Origin of the sequence: Methylobacterium crusticola (assembly GCF_003574465.1) — a bacterium.
GTDB classification, from domain to species: Bacteria; Pseudomonadota; Alphaproteobacteria; order Rhizobiales; family Beijerinckiaceae; genus Methylobacterium; species Methylobacterium crusticola.
The window spans coordinates 1-1,449 of record NZ_QOWC01000460.1 but is presented as its reverse complement, the minus strand read 5'-3'; the positions used below and the strand labels follow the sequence as shown (position 1 = coordinate 1,449).

1 protein-coding gene is annotated in these 1,449 nt (G+C 69.6%); it reads right to left on the bottom strand.

Annotation, left to right across the window (positions count from 1 at the left end):
- Positions 1 to 54: 54 nt before the first annotated feature.
- Complete coding sequence (locus tag DT057_RS34880; RefSeq protein ID WP_128566552.1) at positions 55 to 1,389, bottom strand: IS1182 family transposase; 1,335 nt, start codon at positions 1,387 to 1,389, stop codon at positions 55 to 57.
- Positions 1,390 to 1,449: the final 60 nt, after the last annotated feature.

Sequence of the window (1,449 nt, the reverse complement as noted above, 5' to 3'; positions counted from 1 at the left end):
GGTTTGCGGATCGAGATTGGGGTTGAGATCAGGGCGATCCAGCCTGCGTCATGCTCAGCGCCTGGCGTTGGCCAGCTTGCGGAGGTTGTGGGCGGTGCAGATCATCGCCCATTCGCCGCGGACCTGATCGAGCCCGCGGAGCAGGAACTGTCGGAAGCTCCGGGCCTGCTTGATCTGCCCGAACACCGGCTCGACGACCTGCTTCCGGAGGCGGTAGCGGCTGCGGCGGCCGGCCCGCTTCAGGCGCACAGCCATCGCGCTCATCAACGGCATCTTCGTCAGCCTCCGGCGGCCGGCCGCGTCCGCCTCGCCATGACGTGCTCGACCCGGAGCAAGGTAGCCCGTGATGCCCCGCACCTGCAGCGCGGCCAAGTTCGCCTCGTTGGCAAATCCAGCATCGCCGGAGAGCTCTCGCGGCTTGCGCCCGAGATGAGCGCGGACGTCGTCGATGAGCGGCACGAGGGCGCGGGCGTCGGCGGCGTTCGTCACGAGGCGGTGCGCCACGATGATCTGATGCGCGGCATCGACGGCGATCTGGCCGTTGTAGCCCTGCACGAACCCGTCTCGGGTCGGCAGGATCCGGCTGTCCGGGTCGGTGAAGTTGCGCTGCGCCCGGTCCGGCGGACCGCCGTCCTCACCGCGCAGGGGCCGACCCTGCCAGCGCATGCCCGAGGATGCACCCGGACCGCTCTCGTCCTCGGGGTCGGGCGGATCGATCGCTTCCGCTTCCAGCGCGGCCTTGGCGGCGCGGATCGTCTCCAGCCGTCGCGGCTTGTCGGCCATCCAGTCCGGCGTCTCGTCGCCCCGTCGGTTCGCGCCCTGCGCCGCATCCTCGGCCGTGTCCGCCTCGCGCGCTTGCTCCAACCAGGCGTCGACTTCGGCGGCCAGGACCGGCTCGGCGGTCTTCATGCGTCCGTAGCTCATCGCCTTGTGGCGGGGGGCGTTGGCCTTCACCTTGGTCCCGTCCACCGCCACGTGGGCGAACTGGACCAGACCAGCCGCGCGGCACAGGCGCAGCACCTGCACGAATAGGTCCGACAGGGCCACGAGGTGGCGCTTGCGGAAGTCGGCGATGGTGCGGAAGTCCGGCCGGTTCAGGCCGGTCACCGCCATGACGTCGACCTGTTCCTCGCAGGCCCGGGCGAGCTGACGCGACGAGTACAGGCCGCGGCTGTAGCCGTAGAGCAGCAGCGCCACCATCATCCCCGGATGGTAGGGCGGGTAGCCTCGCTCCTCGCTGTAGGTGTCGAGGATGGCCGAGAGGTCGAGCGCTTCCCGCACCGTGTCGCGAACGAAGTGCGCCATGTGCCCGGGCGGCACGAACTCGTGCAGCGAGGGCGGCAGCAACCAACCCTGATCCACATCCCAGGAGCGAAACACCTTGGCCATGAGCCGAGTGAATCACCCTCCGGCCTCGCCGTCGAGAGCATTACTCGGACGGGCTCCTAG